Genomic DNA, 17570 nt, shown 5'->3' with positions numbered 1-17570 from the left:
TGAACCATCTTTTCGTTCCTGCTTTTCACCCATAATTTGGATATTTTCTTACACTGAAAAATTAATCCAACCTATCTTATTTCATGCGAACGGTTTATTTAGATCATGCAGCTACCACCCCCTTAGATGAGCGGGTACTGGAAACCATGCTTCCTTTCCTTAAGGATAATTATGGAAACGCGAATTCACCTCATCACCTTGGCCAAAAATCAAAAGTGATCGTGGAAGATGCCCGTGAAAAAGTAGCTGCTTTGATAGGAGCTGAGCCATCTGAGATCATCTTTACCAGTGGCGGCACCGAAAGTGATAATGCAGTTATTAAAGGTGTTTTGGCTGTTTCGGGAGATAAAAATGAAGTTATTACTTCCGAGCTGGAACACCATGCAGTACTTCACACCGTTGAACTCGCAAAAATGCAGGGTGTAAAACCGGTATTTGCCAGAGCACGTAATTGCGGGACTATCACAGCAGATGCCGTCAAAGAAGTGATCACAGACAAAACAGCTTTGGTTACCCTCATGCATGTAAATAACGAGATCGGGACTATTAATCCGCTGGAAGAAATTGCTGAAGTTTGCAAAGAACACGGAGTCCCTTTTCATTCCGATACGGTTCAAAGTCTCGGTAAACTTCCGTTAAATGTGAAAGATTTGGGAGTTGATTTCCTCAGCGGAAGCGCCCATAAGATCTATGGGCCAAAAGGTGCCGGGATCATGTACGTAAAAAATGGCTCGCGCTGGATACCGTGGATGAATGGCGGTTCCCAGGAAAGACGCCGACGGGGCGGAACCTTGAATGTGCCCGGAATTGTAGGATTCGCAAAAGCGCTTGAGCTGGCTGTTTCAGAAATGGATGAGCATCAAAAACATTTCAAGAAATTACGCTCATTGCTTCTTAAAATGATGGACGAAAAGCTTGGTTTCAATTATACCGTTAATGGTCCTAAAGACAATGGTGTGCCACATATTGTCAATCTTTCTTTCAGTGATGAACAAGGCCATTTTATTGACGGAGAGATGCTGTTGCTGAACCTGGATATCGAAGGAATTTGTGTCTCGAACGGATCAGCATGCACGTCAGGTGCCGTTGAACCTTCGCATGTACTGAATGGTATTGGAATGGAGGAAGGGCTTGCCAAGTCAAGTATTCGTATCAGTTTTGGAAAGCAGAATACCGAAGATGATGTGCGATATTTTGTTGAAAAGCTGGATGCCGTATTGAACCGAATGTTTTCTTTGGCATGAAAAAACATATTTGCGTGTATTGTGGCTCAAGAAAAGGCAACTATCCTAAATTCCCCGAAATAGCAAAACAAGCAGGACGGGAAATTGCTCACAGGGACTGGGGAATTGTCTATGGCGGGGGAAAAGTCGGGATCATGGGGGAAATTGCAAATGCGGCCCTTACCGAGGGTGGAGATGTTATTGGAGTGATCCCAACTCAGCTTAAAAATCGTGAAGTAGCCCACAAAGGCCTCACCGATCTCCATGAGACACAGGATATGCACACCCGAAAAGCACTCATGGAGTCTTTATCTGATGCCTTTCTAGTTTTGCCCGGCGGCTTCGGAACCCTGGATGAGTTTTTTGAGATCTTAACCTGGCGGCAGCTTGGAATCCACAATAAACCGATATTTATAATAAATGTGGATGGGTACTTTGACGGGCTTTTGCAGTTTACCAATAATGCCGTTGAGCATGATTTCATCCATAAAGAAAGCCTTTCCTTGTTTCATGTTTGTGAAGATCTGGATTCCTTTTTCCAGCAGATGGAACGATTTTTTGAACTGAATTGATTTCTTTTGCCACCGGATCACGAAAATACCAAAGTGATATTTAATGGCTAAAAAGAGACAAAATCATCCACTTCCTCCCTGTCCTGCCACTCCAAATTGTGTAAGGACATCCCATGACTTTAAAGCCGGGATGGAAAAAGTCTTTGAAAAACTAACGCATATTTTTGAAGACGAAGCTCACAGCTTTAAGGTCATAGACCCAAAACGAATTGAGATTCATGCCGTTTATCGAATCCCGATCTTTCATTTTAAAGACGACGTTGATGTTATCATCGAAGAGTCCGGAAGCAAAACCACGGTTTATATCCGAAGTGCCAGCCGGCTTGGAGCGTACGATCTTGGGGTGAACAGACGAAGGGTGAAACGGATACTCCGAAAGCTAAATTCAAAGATTAGCGATTAATTTTCGCTATATTCTAAACGAAATTTAAAATTAACAGATAAGAATATGTACACCGGTTTACTTCACGCGCACTCAGGACTTCGATGGATCGTTTTAGTTTTAATTGTCTGGGCTTTATTCAAAGCCATCTCGGGTTGGAGCGGACAAAAAGAATATCAGAAATCAGATCGTCTATCTGCACTCTTGGCCCTCATCTTCACTCACATCCAATTGCTGATCGGGTTGGTTCTTTATTTCATCAGTCCTAAAGTCTCTTTTGAGTCCGGAGTGATGGAAAGTTCAGTCCTTAGATTTTATACCGTGGAACACATTGCCATGATGATCATCGCGATAGCTTTAATCACTATTGGTTTCAGTACGGCAAAACGTATGGATACTTCTTTAGAAAAACACAAAAGAGTTGCAATCACTTATGGAATTGGTTTACTCATCATGATCGCCTCCATTCCATGGCCATTCCGGGAGCTGGGAGCCGGCTGGTTTTAAAACTGAGTGAATTTGATAGTATATCACTTTCTACTTTCCTTTACTTATGGCTACGTTCTGACGGCTTCGAGTCCTTTTGACCGTGTAGTAAGGCTGTGAAGCTTGATCGAGCAAATCCATCAGACGGGTTATCCGTCAGATGGACCTCCTAAAACATATCTTATCCCTGTTTACTTTATTGCGGGTATCGAATGTTTTCCACCATTTCCTGAACATCTTCAGGTGGTTCCGGAAAGATCATCCCCACTGCAAAAGAAACGGTCAGATTCAAGATCATTCCCAGCGTTCCAATACCTTCGGGCGAAATTCCAAACCACCAAAATTCCGGAGTGTTATATTCAGGAAAAGCGATCTTAAAGAAGATCACATATCCAAGCGTAAACAATAATCCGGCGATCATTCCTGCAATGGCTCCCTCCCGGTTCATTTTTTTATAAAAGATTCCAAGTATGATAGCCGGGAAGAACGAAGCAGCGGCAAGACCGAAAGCGATAGCCACCACCTCTGCCACAAAACCGGGGGGATTGATCCCAAAGTATCCGGCGACGATAACCGCTCCCCCTGCAGAGATACGGGCCCACATCAACTCACTTTTGTCAGAGATATCCGTCTTTATCTGCTTTTTGATGAGGTCATGAGATACGGCTGTAGAGATCACCAATAGCAATCCCGCTGCAGTTGAAAGGGCCGCTGCCAATCCGCCGGCAGCCACCAATCCCGCTACCCAAGCCGGAAGATTTGCGATCTCAGGATTGGCCAAAACCATGATATCCCGATCCACATACAATTCATTAGCCCCTTCAGCCGGAGCGTTATTGACCTTCACTTCCCCAAAATTACCCCTCACAATTTCCCCATCTACATTTCTCTGAATATCGGGAAGCCCACTGATTGCTGCGCCTGGAGCGTATGTGATAATTCCATCTTCGTTTTTATCTATCCAGGTAAGCAATCCAGTTTCTTCCCATACACTGAACCATTCCGGCATTTCGGTGTATTCTTCTTCGTTTACCGTTTCTATGAGATTGTATTTAGCGAAGGCAGCAATGGCAGGTGCGGTGGTATAAAGAATCGCGATAAATATCAGTGCATAACCTACCGAAACCCGGGCATCTTTTACTTTTGGAACGGTAAAGAAACGAACGATAACATGAGGCAAGCCTGCTGTCCCTATCATAAGGGCAGCGGTTATAAAAAAGATATCCTGCATGCTTTTTGTCCCACTGGTATAAGCAGCAAAACCAAGTTCCGTGTGCAACTGATCTAGTTTTTCTAACAAGTATTGGCCTGAACCGTCATTCAGTTCAGCTCCAAAGCCAAGCTGAGGGATCGGGTTTCCGGTCAGCTGAAAAGAGATAAAAAAGGCCGGTACCATGAAAGCAAAGATAAGGACACAGTATTGAGCAACCTGTGTGTAGGTGATTCCTTTCATTCCACCCAAAACTGCATAGAAAAATACGATCGCCATTCCGATTAGAACTCCCAGATCAATATTCACTTCCAGGAACTTGGAAAAAACCAGTCCCACACCGCGCATTTGTCCTGCTACATAGGTAAAAGATACAACCAAAGCACAGATCACAGCTATAGTTCGGGCAAAATTGGAATAGTATCGGTCACCGATAAAATCAGGTATGGTAAATTTGCCGAATTTTCGAAGATAAGGGGCAAGCAATAAAGCGAGGAGTACATACCCCCCGGTCCAGCCCATCAGGTAAACAGCACCATCGTATCCCATAAAAGAAATGAGACCGGCCATGGATAAAAATGAAGCCGCAGACATCCAATCAGCGGCAGTAGCCATTCCATTTACTACAGGATTTACATGGGCACCGGCAATATAAAAATCACTGGTAGAAGCAGCCTTTGCCCATATAGCAATGCCAATATAGAGTGCAAAAGTAACTCCTACTAAAATATAGGTCCAAAGTTGTACATCCATGATCAGTCCTCTTGCACTTTAAATTCACGATCCAGTTTATTCATCAGGTATACATACACAAAAATGAGGATCACAAAAGTGTAAATAGAACCTTGTTGTGCAAACCAAAATCCAAGTTTAAATCCCCCAATTTGTATTTCATTCAATACCGGAGCAAGCAGAATTCCAAAACCATACGAAACTATGAACCAGCTACTGAGAAGTATCCCCATGTACTGCAGGTTTTTCTTCCAATACCCTTTTAAATCCCGTTCTTCCATTGATGTGTAACCTCCATAATTTTATTTCCGGCTTAGTATGCGGGATTTGTAGGAATGAATCAAATTTGAGCGTGCTATTAGTGAATAAGAATACATTAATCCTGAAATATTTATCGCATCAGGTCTAAAGGGAATCATTCCCTCTTACAAAGAATTATATTAAAGAGGATGCAGTTAAATTTTTATTCACATGATGAAATACAATCCACTCGGAACATCAGATCTTAAGATCAGCCAAATAGGCTTCGGTTGTATGTCTCTTGAAATTCAGAATAAAAAGGATTCACCATCTTCTCTGCTTCGGAAAGCCCACGATAATGGCATAAATTTTTTTGATACAGCAGATCTTTATGATAAAGGCCTGAATGAAGAATTAGTGGGAAAGGCTTTGGCATCAATTCGAGATGATGTTTTGATAGCTACCAAAGTGGGAAATGTATGGAAGGAGGATGGTTCCGGATGGGAATGGAATCCAACTAAAGAGCTTATTTTGACTGAAGTGAACGAAAGCCTTAGAAGACTTCAAACAGATCATATCGATCTCTACCAATTACATGGCGGAACTATTGACGATCCCATTGATGATATAATTGAGGCATTTGAACAACTTAAAAAACATGGGAAGATCAGGGCGTATGGAATTTCCTCGATTCGCCCGAATGTGATCAGAGAATATGTGAACCGATCAAATATAGACAGCGTGATGATGCAATACAGTTTATTAGATCGCAGGCCGGAAGAAGAGATGCTTGACCTGCTCGCTAAAAATAATGTCAGTGTAGTTACCCGCGAGACATTAGCAAAGGGGATGCTGATCGATAAACCGGCTAAGGACTACCTCGGTTACTCAAAAGCCGAAGTTCAGAAAATGCAATCAGCAGTTAAAGATGCCGAAAATCCAATAGCTGCTTCCATTCAATATGTTCAACAGCACCCTGCAGTTGCTTCGGCCGTATTGGGAATCAGAACACAGGCTCAGCTTGCTGATATCATGCAAAATTATGAGGTTCCTATTTCAGAAGATAAATTAGAAGATCTTTCTTCACTTTTAGAGCCAAATATGTACGAAAAACATCGGTGATCAATTTAGCTCAAACCCGCTCTTTTAAATTTTCATGAAACAATAGATATTATGTCTTATTAATTCATCTTTATGAAAATTTTTGTATTCATATTAGCCGTATGCTTTTCTGCCAATCTCTATGCACGGCAAGAGATTGCGGATAGTAGTCATGTCTATTGGTCAGAAGGTTACAAATTGACCTGGGATGATTTCGAAAAACAGCCGGATCAGTTTTTACAATATGGAGCCTATTCTTTTACCGGTTTTAAAGCTCAGTACGACTTTACTCTTACTTACTACAAAGCTACCATAACAGCCTTTTTTAATAAAGAACTTTCATGGCGCAGAAGCAAGATCATGCTGTTGCTTCAGCACGAACAAGGGCACTTTAATTTGACAGAATTATATTCCAGGATATACAGAAAGCGGGTTAAAGAAGAAATGGAAGCAGGTACTTTAACTGTTGAACGGTTCACCGAATTAAGTGAAGAAATTGAACAATCATTAAGAGAGGCGCAGGAAGAATATGATGAAGCAACAAATTATTCGCTAGATCTGAGGGCTCAATTACGCTGGAATGAATTGATAGTTGAACGATTGCAAGAATATGCGGAATATTCAAACCCGGAAGTCATCGTTAAAAAGAAAACCGACTCACACTGATCATCTCCATCGCAAAACTATTATTATAGCCTGGTCTTCGGAATTTCCCGTTCATTCTTGATACCTTGTCCCTGGAATATTTACCTAAACTTATTTATGACTATTCAAACCATCACTGAAAACGATGAATTGCAAAAACTGGCTTCATCATTAAATAATGTACAGCAATTCGCAATTGACCTTGAGTTCGACCGTAACCGATACCGTTATGGCTTCGATATGTGCCTGATGCAAATTTACGATGGCAAAGATTGTTACCTGGTCGACCCTTTGAGTGGAAACCTGGACATCAAAACTATCTTCCCTCCCATTGAAGATCCTAATATCCAAAAAGTCGTTTTTGCTTTTGGAGAAGACCTTCGTCTTTTTCATTCTCTGGGCTGCTTTCCCAAGAACCTTTATGATCTGGATGCAGCCACAAGCCTGCTCAATTTCGAACCGGCTTCACTTACCAATCTTATCAAGGAAGTATTGGATATTGAGGTTAACAGTTCATCTCAGCAAAGTAACTGGTACAAACGTCCACTTACAGAGAATCAAAAAGAATATGCCGCTCATGATGTGATATATCTTCTTGACTTCAAAAAAGAATTAGACAAACGAGCTGAGGAAAAAGGAATACTGGAATGGATCAAACAAGAAAATGCAGTATTTGATCAGCTTGACTACAGCGATGAAGACCACAACAACCTGATCAAAGAAAAGGATAAAAATGATATGTCAGTATTTGAATGGCACATATATTGTTCTTTGATGGAGTTCTTTGATTCAGCTGCGAAAAAATACAATAAACCGGTCTATCAGTTAGTTCATAAGAAGCTGGTGGAGACTCTCGCAACCGATCCCCAGAAAATTAATAAATGGCAGAATACCAAAGGAATATTTGGACAGCTTAAAAATGATGATTTTCAGAAAAAGCTGCATCAGGTTCTAGAACAAAGCCGAAAAGAGGCTAAAAAACAAAACCTATCCAAGTCAAAGAAAGCCAGTATGACGATGAGCAGGGATGAATACCTTGCCATGAGAAAAGAAGCCAACAGAATAAATAACATCAAGGACAGTGTCTTTCAGCCCCTGCAAGATAAGATCGCTAAGGAGCTCGGGACACACGCAAAATCTTTTATCCTACCTAACCGATTGGCTAAAGAGATCGCCGCTAAAAAGGCCGAACTGGTACCCGATTATAAAATTAAATTATTTAAAAAATATGGGGATGAGCTTGGGATCGATCTACGTGATTATTTGTAAATAAATCATTCATGAACCTAGAGCTTTTTTAGGAATTATAGCACTTCACCCATAGTTAAGTAGCAACAACTATTCATCTTATTATAACTTACAATGCGCCAAAAATACAAGAATTATACCCTTGAAGATCACGAAGTTTGGAATATTTTAGCATCCAAACAGTTGAAAAATTTACCCGGAAAAGCTCACCCCGAATATTTATCCTGCCTTGCAGAATTAGAAAATGTTTTGCATGCCGAGGCTGTTCCAAGATTCGAAGAATTGAATGAAGTGCTATCCGCTAAACATGGCTGGACAATCTCTGTAGTGCCGGGTTTGATACCCGTTGAAGATTTCTTCACGCTGCTTGAAAATCGGAAGTTCAGTGCCTCAACATGGCTGAGGAGTAAAAGTCAGCTTGATTATCTTGAAGAGCCTGACATGTTCCACGATGTTTTCGGCCACATACCCCTGCTTATGAATGAGTCGTATGCCGATTTTGCTCAAAAGCTTGGTGCTCTGGGAGTTAAGTATATTGATAACAAAAAAATAGTAACTCAGCTTCAGCGGTTGTACTGGTTTACTATTGAATTTGGGCTGATCAAAGAACAAAATTCTACCCTGATTTATGGAGCGGGAATAATTTCTTCCTCCGGTGAAACCGATCACGTTATGAATGACAATGTGGAGGTTAAGCCCTACGATATATTTGATGTGATAGAGCAAGACTTCATCACCAGTGAAATTCAAACCAAGTATTATGAGCTTGAAAGTTTCGATCAGCTCTTCCGTTCTATAGAGAACTTAGAAGAATCGTTGATGGAACATTCTGAGATGGCTTAATGGGTTATCTCATAAGAAATGAATAAGTGAGATCGGTGGCTTATGATTGAGGTAGATGCCTAACTAAGCTGATGCTTCCCATCAGAAGCCACATTTTCAACCGTCCAGATGATCTCCTTTTCAAACTCATGCCGGCGGACTTCACAATCCCTTACCTGACATAAACGGCAGGAAAATTCCATACAGTAATCAGTGTGTATAAAGATCTCGATCCTGTTGCCAAACTTCTTCGTGATCAACTCCTCGATCTTATCTAACTCTGCATGGGCCTCCTTTACAGTCAGGTACCACGGAAGTGTAAGATGGCAATCAACATGAAGAATGCTTCCGTATTTGATGATCCTCAGGTTATGAAGATCGATCCATTTTGGCTGCCGGTTTTTCTGTAAAAAACTAATAAGCTCTTCAAGCAAGTCATCATCTGTTTCATCCATGATCCCTGCCACAGCTTCCCGTAAAATACGATAGCCGGTTCGCATAATGATCAGGGAAAATAAAATGGCCACAGCCCCATCCAGCCATAAAATTCCCGTAAAGCGAATAAGGATCAGTCCGGCAATGATACCGATGGTCGTATAAGTATCGGTTTGCAGATGCCTGCCGCTTGCCTGAAGTGCCAGGGAGTTATTTTCTTTTCCGGTTCTATACGCCCACCAGCCAAAACCATAATTGATAACTGCAGAGAAAGCGATTAGAAGAATTCCAAGATCAAGCTTTTGTAATTGTACCGGCTCTATAAAGCTTTGAATGGCTTCAGCTATTATAAACAGCCCGGCAAGAGTTATTAGCGTCCCCTCAATTCCTGCTGAGATAAATTCCACTTTCCCATGTCCGTATGGATGATTTGAGTCCTTGGGTTTTGCAGAAAGCATCAGGCTGTAAAGTCCAACGAAACCGGAGATCACATTAACGATGCTTTCCAGTCCATCGGTTAAAACAGCAACAGAACCGGTGAAATACCATGCCGCCATCTTGATGGCAAAGAGCAATATGGCCACCCCCACGATAAACTTCTGCACCCTTATATTCTCTTTTCCCTTCGTCATTGGATCACACAATAATAACTTCGGTGTTCAATGTTCCTTGCTCGCTGTTTGATGTTCCCTCTATTCACCAAACATCATTTCGTAATCATCGATCGAGGCTTCAATGACTTTATAAGCATGTTTTTCATCAAAAATACCTTCTACATACACATCATTGGTATCTTTTCCGGGAATGAGCTTGTAGGTGCCAAAATAATGGCGGAGTCTTTCGATCAAAACCGGAGGCAGATCTTCTATACTGTTAATGTCTTTGTAATACGTGTCATTGTCCAATACCGAAATGATCTTGTCATCGGCTTCTCCCTGATCTACCATATGTAAACCACCGATCACTCTGGCACTCAGGATCACCTCATTTCGGTCGATGGGCCGCTCGCTTAATACACAAATATCCAGCGGATCTCCATCGCCTTTTACATCCTGACTCGAAAGTTCACCGACTTGATCCCCACAATAGGTTCTTGGAATAAATCCATAGAGTGATGGAGGTAATGAAGAACTTCGCTGCGGGCGATCCACACGCATGTATCCGGTCTTCTTGTCCACCTCATATTTGATGGTATCAAACGGAGTGAGTTCGATAAAAGCATTTACAACTTTTGGGGGATTGGAGCCGACTTCAAGTCCGTGCCAGGGATGAGGCCTCCAGCGGAAGAAAGGATTGGGAAAGTTTGCCATAATGGGAAAGGCTGTGATTGAAGTTCATCTAAAAGGTAAATGTATTCACGGATAGATGCTTTGGAACATTCAATATTCAATGTTGAAGCAAAGCCGATTTAAGCTTGTACACCACAACTGCTTCTGTAGAATTCAATTAAATAGCTTTGGGGCTAAGTCGTTATTGAGCAATTTGCTCCATATTTTTGTATTTTTTGTTATGGAACAATCAATAAAAATTACAACAAAGCAAGAGCAAGAAAGTGACCGGAAGTACTGGATGAGTAGATCTCCGGAAGAACGACTTGCAGCTCTTGAAACCCTGAGGCAACAATATGTACGACTCAAAGGTCTTCCCACCCGACTTCAAAGAGTTTGTAGAGTTGTTAAAAAAGAACAGGGTTAAGTATTTGATTGTCGGTGGATATGCCGTTGCTTATTATGGCCATCCCCGCTACACTGGTAATATTGATTTCTGGGTTGAATCTTCTACCGAAATCTCATCCAGGTACTGCAAAGTTTTGGAATGGGCTCTTTAAATCTATCTGCCGAAGATTTCTCAAAACCTGACTCCATCATCCAGATCGGCTATCCTCCTCACTTCATTGACATCATTAATGAAATTGATGGGGTTAATTTCGCAAAAGCTTATTCAGCTAAAGAACAAGCAATTGTTGATGATGTGAAAGTTAATTTTATATCTCTTGAAGATTTAAAAAGAACAAACGAGCTTCAGGAAGACATAGGTATTTAGATGATTTAGAAAATCTATAGTCTGTTTAACCCTTTTCTAAAGAAAGTAAAAAACTTATAAAAAGATCTTTATCTCAGATTTTCCAACTTTTCCAAAGTTATCTGATATCGAAGTTTTCATGATACCCCATGTAACTTTGGAAAAGTTACTTTAGGATTCCTTCAATTAAAAAAACCCCGACCGGTTACTTACCGATCAGGGTTTATCCTGTTCTCCATGTAAAATTCTGTTTAGCTTAGTTGGACCAATAGTCCCAGTCTACATTTCCAAACTGATGATTGGGAACGAGCATAAAACAATTGTGGGAAACTGCTAATTATGTGGAAAACAATTAGTTTTCTAATACTTGTAAAACTCCAACTTATTTGTTGTAACAAACTCTCAGGTTAATTATAATTGGATACGAATTTAACCTCCTTGAGACCTAGAGAAGTGCAAGTTCTCCGGTCTCTTTTACGGGGTTATTAATCTACTTAATAGCCATTACGTCTAACGTTCGTTTGTTAGAGTAATGGTTATTTTTTTTACGCGAGTTTTCTTTCTCTCGTCCATACCAATTAAGGTTTTGTCCCAGTAACTACTCTCTACTGGATGGAGTGTCCCTTTTTTAGCCATATTATTTTAGGGATTAATTTAATGCATTATTGCTTACACAGACACTTTGACTGTGACTAACTACTTCAAATTTTCAAAGATCACTTTTCTAAAATCATAGAAAGGCCCGGCTTATCTCAGCCAGGCCATCCCTAATTCTCTCTACTGAATAAGTTCGTTAATGGTAACTGTTTTCCCATTAACGAATTAACCAATAACCATTAACTACAACCAGTAGTAGATCCGCAAGTGATACACTTCATGCACGTGCCGTTTCTTACCATGGTCATGCTGCCGCACTCAGGGCACGCTTCTCCGGTGTAGCCCATTTGCTTGGCTTTATCGTAGTCGCTTTCATAACTGTCTGATTGCACTACCGTCTCCTGTGCTGTTTTGTTTTCTACAGCGGTCTGTGATGTATCTGCCATTTTTGGTGCAGGCTCAGGTGTTGGTTCCGGAGCACGCGCTGTAACATTATTACTTGTATCGCGATCAAATTCAGCGCTGTCCACTTCAGGATTTGCATCTGCTGTTGGGCGTAAATTACGTGCTTCGATCTGATCAGCGGGCACATGTGCCAGGTCTTCTCTGCCGAGGTAGGTAACGGCTAACTCACGGAAGATGTAATCGATAACCGAAGTACTCATCTTCACATGTGGGTTTCCATTTACCATACCGCTCGGCTCAAACTTGGTAAATACAAAGGCATCCACGAATTCTTCCAGTGGCACGCCGTGCTGCAATCCAAGTGATATAGAGATCGCAAAGCAGTTCAGCAGGCTTCGGAAAGCAGCGCCTTCGCGGTGCATATCAATAAAGATCTCACCTAGCTGACCGTTGTCGTATTCCCCTGTTCTCAAGTACACGCTTTGTCCGCCTATCTTCACTTTCTGGGTATAACCTTCACGACGGAATGGAAGTCGTTGTCGGCGAGCCACATATTTGTGAATGATTCGCTCGGCTACCTCAAGCACTTTATCCTGAGCGATGGAAGTTTCAGCATCTACAGGTGCATCTTCTTCCTCATCGATCTCTTCAAGTATATCAGCCATACTATTAAGCGGCTGGCTCAATTTCGAGCCATCCCGGTACAGCGCATTTGCTTTCAACATCATCTCCCATGAATCCATGTAGGCATCTTTCATGTCCTCGATGGTCGCTTCATTTGGAAGGTTGATGGTTTTCGAAATAGCACCGGAAAGGAACGGCTGAGCAGCAGCCATCATACGAATGTGTCCTTTTGCAGAAATAAACCGGGTTCCAATTCGTCCGCAACGGTTCGCACAATCAAATACCGCGTAATCTTCTTCTTTCAGATGCGGAGCACCTTCAATCGTCATGGTACCACACACATAATCGTTAGCTTCCTGGATCTGCTCGTTGCTAAATCCGAGGAAACGCAGCATGTTGAAGTTCATGTCGTTGAGCTGTTCATCAGAGATCTCAAGAACTTCTTTGCAGAAATCTTCGCCGAGTGTCCACTGATTGAAAGCAAACTTGATATCGAAACTGCCCGGAAGCGCCTCATTGATAGCTTCCAGTTTTTCTTTGGTGAATCCTTTCTCCAACAGGCTGTCAGCGTTAATGTGAGGACAACCCTCAAGCGAGCCAGAACCTTTAGCATAATTAATGATCTCTTTAGATTCCTTCCTGGAATAACCAAGATTCTCCAGTGCTTTAGGCACAGCCTGATTAATGATCTTAAAGTATCCGCCACCGGCCAGCTTCTTGAATTTCACTAAAGCGAAATCAGGCTCAATTCCTGTGGTATCACAATCCATCACCAAACCAATAGTTCCGGTTGGTGCGAGCACCGTTACCTGCGCATTTCGGTATCCGTGTTTTTCACCAAGCTTCAGTGCTTTATCAGAAGCTTTTTTAGCCGCTTTCACCAGGTAATCAGGACAAATGGAAGCATCGATTCCCATCGGCTTCACCGTCAAACCTTCATATTCCTCAGGGTCAGCGTTGTAGGCTGCTCTACGGTGATTACGTATCACTTTGAGCATATACTCTTTGTTGCGTTCGTAGCCTTCAAAAGTACCAAGCTCCTTCGCCATTTCGGCAGAAGTTGCATAAGAGGTCATGTGCATGGTTGCAGTAACAGCGCCGGCAACAGCAGCTCCTTCTTCACTGTCGTAAGGAAGTCCCTGCACCATCAGCGCTGCACCGATGTTAGCATAACCGAGCCCAAGCGTGCGAAATACATACGAAAGTTCTGCAATTTCTTTGGATGGGAACTGAGCCATCAATACAGCGATCTCGAGAACAACTGTCCACATACGGGAAGCATATTCCAACGACTTCATATCAAATTCTTTGAACTCGCCATCGCCTTTGAAAAACTTCATCAGGTTCAGAGAAGCAAGATTACATGCCGTGTTATCGAGGAACATATATTCTGAGCAAGGGTTACTTGCTTTGATCGGGCCATCTTCGGGGCATGTGTGCCACTCGTTGATGGTATCGTGATACTGCGTTCCGGGATCGGCGCACGACCATGCTGCGTATGCAATGTCATCCCAAAGCTCACGGGCTTTCAGGGTTTTCATGGGTTTTGGATCGCGGCCTTCTTCTTCCGCATCTTCCAATTCAACCCGTCCATACAAATGCCAGTCGCCATCATCCTTCACTGCTTTCATGAATGAGTTAGGCACACGAACGGAGTTATTGGAATTTTGTCCGCTTACGGTTGAGTAGGCTTCTGAATTCCAGTCAGTGTCGTAGGTATCAAATTCAAGATCGGTGAATCCCTGGGCGGCTAGCTGAATCACACGCTCTATATAATTAAGAGGAACCTGATTCCTTTTCGCTTTTCTGATCTCATCAGCAAGAGCTTTATTCTTCAGCGGGTCGCGACTCATAGCTCCGTTGAAAGTTCTGCCTTCGATCTCCACAGGAGTATGGCAAAGTTTGATAATATTCTTGAGATGCTTTTGAACCGATTTTGAACCGGCAACCAGGGCAGCTACTTTCTGTTCTTCCCGAACTTTCCAGTTGATGTATTCTTCAATATCGGGATGATCCAGATCCAGCGTTACCATTTTTGCAGCACGGCGTGTAGTACCGCCTGACTTAATGGCTCCCGCTGCGCGATCTCCGATCTTCAGGAAGCTCATCAAACCTGAACTTCTTCCTCCGCCGCTCAATGGTTCTTCAGCGCCTCGGATCTGGGAGAAGTTACTTCCGGTTCCGGATCCATATTTGAAAAGACGAGCTTCACGGACCCACAGATCCATGATACCGCCTTCATTCACAAGGTCATCATCCACACTTTGGATAAAACACGCATGCGGCTGCGGATGCGTATAAGCATCTTCGGATTTTTTAAGTTCACCTGTTTTTCCATCTACGTAATAATGCCCTTGAGCTGGACCATTGATCCCATATGCCCAGTGAAGCCCGGTATTGAACCACTGCGGACTGTTAGGAGCCGCCATTTGATTGGCCAGCATGTAAGCCAATTCATCGTAAAAAACCTTTGCATCATCCTCGCTATCAAAGTAATCGTGTTTCCATCCCCAATAAGTCCAACAACCCGCCAATCGGTGAAAGACTTGCTTACTGTCAATTTCATGAGTAAAACGCTCTTCTTCAGGAAGTTCTTTAAGCGCTTTTTCATCTGCCTCTGATCGCTGCAACCATTTTGGAACACCCTTCTCTTTGATCTTTTTGAGCTTTGCCGGTACACCCGCTTTGCGGAAATATTTTTGGGCAATTACGTCTGTTGCAACCTGGCTCCATTCATCAGGAACCACAACGTTTTCCATATGGAATACCTGAGAGCCATCAGGGTTTTTAATTTCAGAGGTGCGTGTTGCAAATTCTATGTTATCAAATGGAGTCTTCCAGTCAGTCTTAGTATAGAAGCGAGTAAATTTCATTGGCGTACTTCGTTAACTTAATGTTATCATTTATACCTTCATTGATGAGAGACGATTTTTAGTTAATCCCGAAATCTTATCTCCTAAAGAAGTACGAATTAATATAGACGAGTGAAGGTGATTCAGCAAGAAAAAATTCAATTACTTTTCCACAAAAACACCGACTTATCCACATTATATTTTCTGAATTTCAAAACGCTACTTTAATCAACCGTTATAGTTGAATATTTCTTGTATAATTATTTATACAAAATATTATTACGATCAAAATCCAAATAAAAAAAGCCCTTTAATAAAAATAAAGGGCTTTTTAGGAACTTATGGACTAATTCTATTTCTTAAAGTTATCCACATAACAATTTTTTAAATGAATGCATATATAATAAATTTTAAATTTATTATTAATTCATATTTTTAAATATTTTAATTTAATAGACACCTATTAATTAATAAAATTAAAAGCGTTATTTTTTCTACTTTCTTTTATCAATAAGCTTCATATTATTAATGCTCAAAATGAGAACCTAAGCCCGGCTTTGTAATGAATTCCGGGGGTATTGAAGCCATAAACTTCGGTGTAATCCGCATTCAACAAATTATTGACCGAGGCGAATAGATCGAGCTTATCATTCAAGAATTTATACTGTATATCCAGATCTACCAACACATAGCTGTCGAGTGTAACACTTTCATTCATAAAGTTATTGGTATTGAAAAATACATCTTCTCTCTCTCCAACATACTTTCCAAATAAGTTCACTCTTAATTCTTCTGTGATCAATTGACTTACTTTTAACCCAAAACTATGATCAGGTCGCCGAATTAAGTTATCCGTCTCTTCTCCATTCTGAGTGATCGCACCGTCCAGAAAGTTATAGAATACCTCTGCCTGTGTTAATGGCAATGAATACTCCATTTTTACTTCAATTCCGGAATCATTTTGCTCATTCAAATTTATATATCCCAGGTTAGAATCATAAGAGATCAGATCATCTATCTTTCTCTGAAAATATATTACGCTTCCGCTGAATTTCATGTCAGAAGAATTGAATTCTATTCCAGTATCAAAAGTAAGGCTGCGCTGGGGTTTCAAGTTTGTGTTTGATCCAAACGGGCCAAATAATTCATTTAAAGTCGGTGCTTTAAATCCTGAGCTTACAGACGCGAGAAGCTTAACCTGTTCATTAACATTATATACAGGCGCAATATTGAAGGTCCAGTTAGAGCCATATTCAGAATGATCATTTAACCGGACTCCTAATTCACCATTCAAACCGAAACCTGATTCAAAATAGGCCGTTAGATAAGGACTTAGTATCTGTGAGCCCTCGTCTATCCCATTGAGTTCAAAATTTAGCTCCTGTACATTGAACCCGGCCAAAAAGCGTACACTTTCGAATTTATTATACATACCAAAAAGATCTGAATTCAAAAGGGACGCCGATGGGTTGAATACTCCAAAGGCATCCGTGAATTTTCGTTCTGTCTGGGTGAAAGTAGTGGCATGTCTAAGTTCCAGGTCACCTGTTTCATAATTCACCCGGGCGCCGGTGTTCAATAAACTTGCTTCATACCGATTATCACCATCTGCAAATGCCCCGGCGTCATAATCACCGTCATAGTCTGAATAATTTAGAAACGGGGTTATGGTGAATCCTTCAAAAGCATCTAAAGAAATACGGGTTGATATTGCCCGGCGTTCAAAGCCATCTTTATTAAAGCCTGAATTTTGACCCGGATCTGCTTCTGTAATTCCCTCCGTAAAATCTCTGGAAAGATTTACAGAATATCCCAGAATGCCTGATCTCCCATTAGCTCCTAAAGACAGCTCGTTTGTATTGAAAGATCCGTATGCGGTTTTTGCATGGAATTTAATTTTCTCATCCGATGACTTCCTTGTAATAATATTTATTACTCCGGCAATGGCATCAGAACCGTATAAGGTACTCATGC

The 17570-nt window shown here is 41.5% G+C and carries 16 protein-coding genes; 10 read left to right on the top strand and 6 right to left on the bottom strand.

Annotation, left to right across the window (positions count from 1 at the left end; genetic code table 11):
- Positions 1-83 precede the first annotated feature (83 nt).
- The 4 genes from VFM80_RS05185 to VFM80_RS05170 are packed head-to-tail and all read left to right on the top strand — an operon-like array spanning position 84 to position 2684.
- Positions 84-1244: a cysteine desulfurase family protein gene (locus VFM80_RS05185; RefSeq protein ID WP_395070249.1), complete on the top strand. Its 1161-nt coding sequence runs from the start codon at positions 84-86 to the stop codon at positions 1242-1244.
- Positions 1241-1795, top strand: coding sequence for a TIGR00730 family Rossman fold protein (locus VFM80_RS05180; RefSeq protein WP_395070247.1), 555 nt, complete (start codon positions 1241-1243; stop codon positions 1793-1795). The genes VFM80_RS05185 and VFM80_RS05180 overlap by 4 nt, the downstream gene beginning before the upstream one ends.
- 43 nt (positions 1796-1838) lie before the next feature.
- Entirely contained in the window at positions 1839-2198 is a 360-nt protein-coding gene (locus VFM80_RS05175; protein WP_395070245.1) for a DUF1499 domain-containing protein, read from the top strand.
- Positions 2199-2243: 45 nt separating this feature from the next.
- Positions 2244-2684, top strand: coding sequence for a cytochrome B (locus tag VFM80_RS05170; protein ID WP_395070243.1), 441 nt, complete (start codon positions 2244-2246; stop codon positions 2682-2684).
- A gap of 175 nt (positions 2685-2859) precedes the next feature.
- Here VFM80_RS05170 and VFM80_RS05165 read toward each other — a convergent pair whose 3' ends face one another.
- Both VFM80_RS05165 and VFM80_RS05160 read right to left on the bottom strand, forming a co-directional pair.
- Complete coding sequence (locus VFM80_RS05165) at positions 2860-4626, bottom strand: sodium:solute symporter family protein (protein WP_395070241.1); 1767 nt, start codon at positions 4624-4626, stop codon at positions 2860-2862.
- 2 nt (positions 4627-4628) lie between these two features.
- Complete coding sequence (locus VFM80_RS05160) at positions 4629-4886, bottom strand: DUF4212 domain-containing protein (protein ID WP_395070239.1); 258 nt, start codon at positions 4884-4886, stop codon at positions 4629-4631.
- Positions 4887-5076: 190 nt separating this feature from the next.
- Here VFM80_RS05160 and VFM80_RS05155 point away from each other — a divergent pair, with 190 nt between their 5' ends.
- The 4 genes from VFM80_RS05155 to VFM80_RS05140 all read left to right on the top strand — a co-directional run bounded on the left by VFM80_RS05155 (position 5077) and on the right by VFM80_RS05140 (position 8682).
- Positions 5077-5967 carry an aldo/keto reductase gene (locus VFM80_RS05155; protein ID WP_395070237.1) on the top strand — a complete coding sequence of 297 codons (891 nt, stop codon included), beginning with the start codon at positions 5077-5079 and terminating at the stop codon, positions 5965-5967.
- A gap of 72 nt (positions 5968-6039) precedes the next feature.
- Positions 6040-6612 (top strand): hypothetical protein, encoded by a 573-nt coding sequence (locus VFM80_RS05150; RefSeq protein ID WP_395070235.1) that lies wholly within the window; start codon positions 6040-6042, stop codon positions 6610-6612.
- 96 nt (positions 6613-6708) lie between these two features.
- Positions 6709-7860, top strand: a complete 1152-nt coding sequence (locus VFM80_RS05145; RefSeq protein ID WP_395070233.1) for a hypothetical protein — start codon at positions 6709-6711, stop codon at positions 7858-7860.
- A 93-nt stretch (positions 7861-7953) separates the two neighbouring features.
- Positions 7954-8682 carry a phenylalanine 4-monooxygenase gene (locus VFM80_RS05140; protein ID WP_395070231.1) on the top strand — a complete coding sequence of 243 codons (729 nt, stop codon included), beginning with the start codon at positions 7954-7956 and terminating at the stop codon, positions 8680-8682.
- 59 nt (positions 8683-8741) lie between these two features.
- Here the strand turns inward: VFM80_RS05140 and VFM80_RS05135 are convergent, their stop codons facing one another.
- On the bottom strand, positions 8742-9728 hold the full coding sequence (locus tag VFM80_RS05135) for a cation diffusion facilitator family transporter (RefSeq protein ID WP_395070229.1): 987 nt from the start codon (positions 9726-9728) through the stop codon (positions 8742-8744).
- 60 nt (positions 9729-9788) lie between these two features.
- Positions 9789-10406 carry an inorganic pyrophosphatase gene (locus VFM80_RS05130; protein ID WP_395070228.1) on the bottom strand — a complete coding sequence of 206 codons (618 nt, stop codon included), beginning with the start codon at positions 10404-10406 and terminating at the stop codon, positions 9789-9791.
- Between the two features lie 314 nt (positions 10407-10720).
- Here VFM80_RS05130 and VFM80_RS05125 point away from each other — a divergent pair, with 314 nt between their 5' ends.
- Together VFM80_RS05125 and VFM80_RS05120 are read left to right on the top strand one after the other, a co-directional pair.
- A complete protein-coding gene (locus tag VFM80_RS05125; protein ID WP_395070226.1) occupies positions 10721-10924 on the top strand; it encodes a hypothetical protein in 204 nt (67 codons plus the stop codon).
- Positions 10912-11139: a hypothetical protein gene (locus VFM80_RS05120; protein ID WP_395070224.1), complete on the top strand. Its 228-nt coding sequence runs from the start codon at positions 10912-10914 to the stop codon at positions 11137-11139. The genes VFM80_RS05125 and VFM80_RS05120 overlap by 13 nt, the downstream gene beginning before the upstream one ends.
- Before the next feature lie 815 nt (positions 11140-11954).
- On the opposite strand, the gene VFM80_RS05115 is transcribed toward VFM80_RS05120, so the two are convergent.
- Both VFM80_RS05115 and VFM80_RS05110 read right to left on the bottom strand, forming a co-directional pair.
- Positions 11955-15617, bottom strand: coding sequence for a vitamin B12-dependent ribonucleotide reductase (locus tag VFM80_RS05115; protein WP_395070222.1), 3663 nt, complete (start codon positions 15615-15617; stop codon positions 11955-11957).
- Between the two features lie 511 nt (positions 15618-16128).
- The coding region (locus tag VFM80_RS05110) for a TonB-dependent receptor plug domain-containing protein (protein ID WP_395070220.1) at positions 16129-17570 on the bottom strand (1442 nt) is incomplete at its 5' end.

Source organism: Gracilimonas sp., from assembly GCF_035704785.1.
In the GTDB taxonomy this organism is placed as follows: Bacteria; Bacteroidota; Rhodothermia; order Balneolales; family Balneolaceae; genus Gracilimonas.
The sequence above is the reverse complement of the archived record's forward strand: the minus strand, read 5'-3'. Positions and strand labels throughout refer to the sequence as shown.